Annotated in this window: 5 protein-coding genes; 1 reads left to right on the forward strand and 4 read right to left on the reverse strand. The window is 65.2% G+C overall.

Annotation, left to right across the window (positions count from 1 at the left end; translation table 11 throughout):
• Positions 1-304: 304 nt before the first annotated feature.
• The 4 genes from XI09_RS09165 to XI09_RS09180 all read right to left on the reverse strand — a co-directional run bounded on the left by XI09_RS09165 (position 305) and on the right by XI09_RS09180 (position 5,345).
• Complete coding sequence (locus XI09_RS09165; RefSeq protein WP_271566549.1) at positions 305-1,405, reverse strand: CaiB/BaiF CoA transferase family protein; 1,101 nt, start codon at positions 1,403-1,405, stop codon at positions 305-307.
• 214 nt (positions 1,406-1,619) lie between these two features.
• A complete protein-coding gene (locus XI09_RS09170; RefSeq protein ID WP_271566550.1) occupies positions 1,620-2,420 on the reverse strand; it encodes an FAD binding domain-containing protein in 801 nt (266 codons plus the stop codon).
• A 13-nt stretch (positions 2,421-2,433) separates the two neighbouring features.
• Positions 2,434-4,776 (reverse strand): xanthine dehydrogenase family protein molybdopterin-binding subunit, encoded by a 2,343-nt coding sequence (locus XI09_RS09175; protein WP_271566551.1) that lies wholly within the window; start codon positions 4,774-4,776, stop codon positions 2,434-2,436.
• Between the two features lie 83 nt (positions 4,777-4,859).
• Positions 4,860-5,345: a (2Fe-2S)-binding protein gene (locus XI09_RS09180; RefSeq protein WP_092192097.1), complete on the reverse strand. Its 486-nt coding sequence runs from the start codon at positions 5,343-5,345 to the stop codon at positions 4,860-4,862.
• 641 nt (positions 5,346-5,986) lie between these two features.
• Between XI09_RS09180 and XI09_RS09185 the strand changes: the two genes are divergently transcribed.
• Positions 5,987-6,436, forward strand: a complete 450-nt coding sequence (locus tag XI09_RS09185) for an SRPBCC family protein (protein WP_271566552.1) — start codon at positions 5,987-5,989, stop codon at positions 6,434-6,436.
• Positions 6,437-6,471: the final 35 nt, after the last annotated feature.

A 6,471-nucleotide genomic window follows, 5' to 3' on the forward strand; every position in this document is an offset into this window, starting at 1 on the left:
GCATACGGGCGAATAGCCCTCTCTACCGTTCGTGCCCGGACCCAGAAGCGTCGGCGGGCCTCCAGATCTGCACGATCGTCAGGGTCCAGGACCGCGAGGTCCCGCCGGCGTCCCATCTTCCTTCAGGAAGACGCCGACAACATGCAATCCGGGACCCATAGCCCCAGGGGGAGTTGCGGCGCGAAAGCGGTAACTCCGAGTCCCGTAACCACAACGGCCTGTGATTATGGGTCCCGGATCGGCGCGCGCTTATGGCGCGCTTGTCCGGGACGACGAGGGGAGGATGAGGTGCGCGCCGGTGTCGCTATCCACCAGCCTGCCACGCCTTCGTCACCGCGGCGATCTCCGCGCCCTCCGGCTCCCGCACGGCCGACGGCGTGCGTGAGAATCGCGGCGCGGGCGCGGGCTGCTTCACGCCGTGGCGTTCGACGAACACCTGCCGGGCGACCATGTGCGGATGCTGCGTCGCCTCCGACATGGTCAGCACCGGCGCGAAGCAGATGTCGGTGCCTTCCATGATCTTGCACCAGTCCTCGCGCGTCTTGCTCTTGAACACGGCTTTCAGCTTTTCCTTCAGCGCCGGCCAGGCCTTGCGGTCCATCTGCGCGTCGAAATCGGCGTCGGAGAGGCCCGCGTGCTGGCGCAGCAGCGCGTAGAACTGCGGCTCGATCGAGCCGATCGAGACGAAATGGCCGCAGGCGCATTCGTAGACGCCGTAGAAATGCGCGCCGCCGTCGAGGAAATTCTGGTTGCGGCCCTCGGTCCAGCGGCCGATCGTGGTCATGTCGAAGAAGAACGACATCAGCGACGCCGCGCCGTCGCACATCGCGGCGTCGACCACCTGGCCCTTGCCGGACTTTTGCGCCTCGAGGAGGGCCGCGAGCACGCCGACGACGAGGTAGAGCGCGCCGCCGCCGAAATCGCCGACCAGATTGAGCGGCGGCACCGGCGCCTCTTTCGTACCGATCGCGGCGAGCGCGCCGGTGATGGAGATGTAGTTGATGTCGTGGCCGGCGGCATTGGCGAGCGGGCCTTCCTGGCCCCAGCCGGTCATGCGGCCGTAGACGAGCCTCGGGTTGCGCGCGAGCACGATGTCGGGGCCGAGCCCGAGCCGTTCCATCACGCCGGGACGAAAACCTTCGACCAGCGCGTCGGCGCTCGCAAGCAGGTCGAGCACCTCTGCGATCGCCGCCTTGTCCTTGAGGTCGAGCTCGATCACCTTGCGGCCGCGCCCTGCCACCGACTTCATGCTCTTCTTGGCGCCGACACGGTCGAGTGTGACGACGTCGGCGCCCATGTCGGCCAGCATCATGCAGGCGAACGGGCCGGGTCCGATGCCGGCGAATTCGACGATGCGGAAGCCCGCGAGCGGGCCGGAGGCGTTTTGGGCTGGTTTGTCGAGCACGTTTTTGTTTCCTCGGGTCGCGGGCGGATTGCCGATGGTCCGGCAATCGCCTGGGACGTTCCTCTGTGGGGCGAGTTAATTGGCTGATTAACTTTTCTCGCCTTCATGCCAGCGAGGCAAGCGCTTTTCATGCATGGGCGCATAATAAAAGCGGCGCGCATTGCTGCGCGCCGCGGAAGATTTGTGTTGAGGCGCTAACGCGCCTTGTCGCGTTTCAGCCCGCGGCGGCCACCGCGCGCTGCGCCATCACCTTGACGAGGTTGGCGCGGTACTCCGACGTGCCGTGGATGTCGGACAGAAGTCCGCTCGCCGAAATCGTCACGCTGTCGATCGCTGACGGCGACCAGTTTGCCTTCAGCGCGGCCTCGATCGTGGGCACCCGCATCACGCCGCTTTGCGAGGCGCCGGTCGCGGCAACGCGGATCTCGCCCGACTTCGTCTGCGCGACGAACACGGCGGTCAGCGCGAAGCGCGAGGCCGGATGCCGCATCTTGGCGTAGCCCGCTTTCGCAGGAACCGGGAACGACACGGCCGTGATGATCTCGCCGTCCTCAAGCGCGGTGGTGAACAGGCCCTTGAAGAAGTCATCCGCCGTGATCGACCGCTTGTTGGTCTTCACGGTGGCGCCGAGCGCGAGCAGCCCGGCCGGATAGTCCGCGGCGGGATCGTTGTTGGCGATCGAGCCGCCGATCGTGCCGCGATAGCGCACCGCGGGATCGCCGATCAGCGAGGCGAGATAGGCGAGCGCAGGGATCACCTTCTTCGCGGCATCGCTGGTCGCGACGTCGTAATGCGGCGTGGCGGCCTTGATGGTCAGCGTGTCGCCGGAGGCCTCGACGCCGATCATGTCCTTGATCTTGCCGAGGTCGATCACGTCCGAGGGACTGGCGAGGCGCTGCTTCATGACCGGCAGCAGCGTCTGGCCGCCGGCGAGGAATTTTGCCTCGCTGCTCTTGCCGAACAGGCTGGCGGCTTCGTCGACCGAGGAAGCGCGATGATAGGTTGTCTGGTACATCTTGGTTCCTCCCTCAAGCCGCGTGGATCGTGCGCCACACCCGGTCAGGGGTTGCGGGCATTTCCAGGTTGTTCTTGCCGATCGCATCCGTGATCGCATTGATCACGGCCGCAGAGGCGCCGATCGCGCCGGCCTCACCGCAACCCTTGATGCCGAGCGGATTGCCCGGGCACAGCGTCGTGGTGTGGGAGAGGTTGAACGAGGGCAGGTCGTCGGCGCGTGGCATGGCGTAGTCCATGAACGAGGCCGTGACCGGCTGGCCGTTGGCATCGTAGATCGCGTGCTCGAGCAGGGCCTGTCCGATGCCCTGGGCGAGGCCGCCATGGACCTGTCCCTCGACGATCATCGGGTTAATCAGCCGGCCGAAATCGTCGGCGGCGACGAAGTTGACGAAACTCGTCTTGCCGGTGCCGGCATCGACCTCGAGCTCGCAGATATACGTGCCGGCCGGGAAGGTGAAGTTGGTCGGGTCGTAGAAGGCGCTTTCCTTCAGGCCCGGCTCCATCCCGTCAGGCAGGTTGTGCGCGGTGTAGGCCGCGAGCGCGACCATCGGGAAGGCGATCGCCTTGTCGGTGCCGGTCACCTTGAACTCGCCGTTCTCGATGACGATGTCGGCCTCCGACGCTTCCAGCGCATGCGCGGCGATCTTCTTGGCCTTGGACTCCATCTTCTCCATGGCCTTCAGGATCGCGGTGAGGCCGACGGCCGCCGAGCGCGAGCCGTAGGTGCCCATGCCGAACTGCACCTTGTCGGTGTCGCCATGAACGATCGAGACCTGGCTGATCGGAACGCCCAGGCGCTCCGCGACGAGCTGGCAGAACGTGGTCTCGTGACCCTGGCCGTGGCTGTGCGAGCCCGTCAGGATCTCGATGGTGCCGACCGGGTTGACGCGGACCTCGGCGGATTCCCAAAGACCGACGCCGGCGCCCAGGCTGCCGACGGCCTTCGACGGCGCGATGCCGCAGGCCTCGATGTAGCAGGAGACGCCGATGCCGCGCAGCTTGCCGTCCGCCTTGGCCTTGGCCTTGCGTGCGGCGAAGCCGGCATAGTCGATCGCCTTCATCGCCGCGTCGAGCGAAGCGTTAAAGTCGCCGGTGTCATAGGCCATGATCACCGGCGTCTGGTGCGGGAACTGGGTGATGAAGTTGGTCCGGCGCAGCGCCGCCGGATCGACCTTCAGCTGCCGCGCAGCCGTCTCCATCAGCCGTTCGATCAGATAGCTCGCCTCGGGGCGGCCCGCGCCGCGATAGGCGTCGACCGGCGTGGTGTTGGTGTAGACCCCGATCACCTCGGCATGGATCGCCGGGATGTTGTACTGGCCCGACAGCAGCGTCGCGTAGAGATAGGTCGGCACCGACGAGGAGAACAGCGACATGTAGGCGCCGAAATTGGCGTAGGTCTTCACCTTGAGGCCGGTGATCTTGTTGCTGGCGTCGAACGCCATCTCGGCATGGGTGACATGGTCGCGGCCATGCGCGTCGGTGAGGAAGGCCTCGGTGCGGTCGCCGGTCCATTTCACGGGACGGCCGACCTTCTTCGACGCCCACAGCGCCACCATCTCCTCGGGATAGATGAAGATCTTGGAGCCGAAGCCGCCGCCGACGTCGGGCGCGATCACCCGCAGCTTGTGCTCGGGGGCGATGTTGTAGAACGCCGACAGCACGAGGCGGGCGACATGCGGGTTCTGCGACGTCGTGTAGAGCGTGAAATGCTCTTCCGCGGCGTCGTAATCGGCGATCGCCGCGCGCGGCTCCATCGCGTTCGGCGCGAGGCGGTTGTTGGTGACGTCGAGCTTCACGACATTGGCGGCTTTGGCGAAAGCCGCTTCCGTGGCGCCCTCGTCGCCGAGCACCCAGTCATAGACCTGGTTGCCGGGCGCTTCAGGGTGAAGCTGCGGCGCGCCGGCCTTGATCGCGGCGTGGACGTCGGCGACCGCGGGAAGTTCCTCGTAATCGACGACGACAGCTTCCGCCGCGTCGCGCGCCAGATTCTTGCTGTCGGCGATCACGACCGCGACGGCCTGTCCGACGAAGCGCACCGTCTCCGGCGCCATCGCCGGCCATGCACCCATCTTCATCGGGCTGCCGTCCTTGGAGGTGATGGCCCAGCCGCAGATCAGGTTGCCGACCTTGTCGTCGACCAGCTGCTGTCCGGTGAGCACCGCGACCACGCCCGGCATCTTCAGCGCCGCGGACGAGTCGATCTTCTTCACCTTGGCGTGCGCGTGCGGGCTGCGAATGAAATGGGCATGGGTCATGCCCACCAATTTGATGTCGTCGACGTAGCGACCCTTGCCGGTAATGAAACGCTTGTCTTCCTTGCGCACGACTCGCGCGCCGATGCCTTCAACACCCATGACTGGTCCTCCCGACCGGAATTATTTTGACTGCGCTTTCCATCGAAAGCAGCAGTGGTGGTCTTCGTTCGAGGCGGGCGGCCTTACTCGGCCGCCTGCGCAACCTTCATGCGTCCGGCCGCATCCAGCACGGCCTTGACGATATTGTGGTAGCCGGTGCAGCGGCAGATGTTGCCTTCGAGCTCTTGGCGGACGGTGGCCTCGTCGAGCTGGCCGCCATGGCGCTGCACGATGTCGATCGCCGACATGATCATGCCCGGCGTGCAATAGCCGCACTGCAGGCCGTGATTGTCGCGGAAGGCGGCCTGCATCGGGTGCAGCTCGTCGCCCTTGGCGATGCCTTCGATGGTGGTGATGCTGGCGCCGTCGGCCTGTCCCGCCAGCATGGTGCAGGATTTCACTGCGCGGCCGTCCATGTGCACGACGCAGGCGCCGCACTGGCTGGTGTCGCAGCCGACATGGGTGCCGGTGAGGTTGAGGTGATCGCGCAGGAGATGGACCAGCAGCGTGCGATCCTCGACGTCGACAGCAACGGCCTTGCCGTTCACTGTCAGTTTGACTGTAGACACGGTGAAGTCCTCCCGAATGTTTGTAGTTATTCTAATTAGAGACAGCGCGAACGGAACTTTGCAACTGGGATTTTGGGGCCGTGCGTCATGGAAAGGTCATCCTGACGTTTGTCGCAGGTGCGCGATTCGGCCACGATGTTCCGTGCCGCTGCCAGTGCGTGGCGCGACCTTGCAAGAGGCTTTCGAAGACGATCTCCGCTTCGTCGATGGCGGCCTGGGTTCGACCGCCAGCGCGAAGCGCTGGCCCTGGACGTCGGCGCCCTTGGCGCGTCGTTTCTCCCTTTGATGTCTTGTTCGTTGCGACGAATAGGAGCACGCGCTCACGCCGTTGTAATCGCGATCTTGGTAGTAGACGGCGACAAGCTAAGTCATTGATTTTGTTGATGATGACCTTGGCGTTCCTCGCCGGTCGGTCCATTCTGTCATTCCGGGGCCCGAGCGGAGCGAGGGAGCCCGGAATCCATCGGGCCGCGGCGTATGTGGATGAACGGATTCCGGGTTCGCGACTTCGTCGCGCCCCGGAATGACATTGAGTGAATGAGACGCCAGAGTACGCAGCACTAGTACTTCCTGGCGATTGATTGCAGCCGGGCGCCGCCCTAGTCGAGCCGTACAAGCAACGGCCAAAAGGGGTGGAAGCGATGCAGATGAACGACAGTCAGCGTATTCCGGCGTCGAAAGCCAAGGTGTGGGCTGCGCTCAACGATCCCGACATTCTCAGGCGCTGCATTCCGGGCTGCCAATCGCTCGAGATGGCAGCGCCGACGGGGATGACGGCGACCGTGGTGCTGAAGGTCGGCCCGGTGAAGGCGACGTTCAGCGGCAAGGTGACGCTGACCGATATCGATGCCCCCAACGGCTACCGCATCGTCGGCGAAGGCGCCGGCGGCGTCGCAGGCTTTGCCAAGGGCGGCGCGAAGGTCAGGCTGGAGGAGGAATCGCCTGACATAACCGTCCTGCACTACGAGGCCGACGCGCAGATCGGCGGCAAGCTCGCACAGCTCGGCGCGCGGCTGATCGACTCGACGTCGCGAAAGCTGGCCGCGAACTTCTTCGAAAACTTCGCGGCGGTGGTAGCGCCATCATCGTGATCAGCGCGTCGTCCTCGGCGCCCTGACGCGAACTT

Origin of the sequence: Bradyrhizobium sp. CCBAU 11386 (assembly GCF_028128955.1) — a bacterium.
Classification (GTDB): domain Bacteria; phylum Pseudomonadota; class Alphaproteobacteria; order Rhizobiales; family Xanthobacteraceae; genus Bradyrhizobium.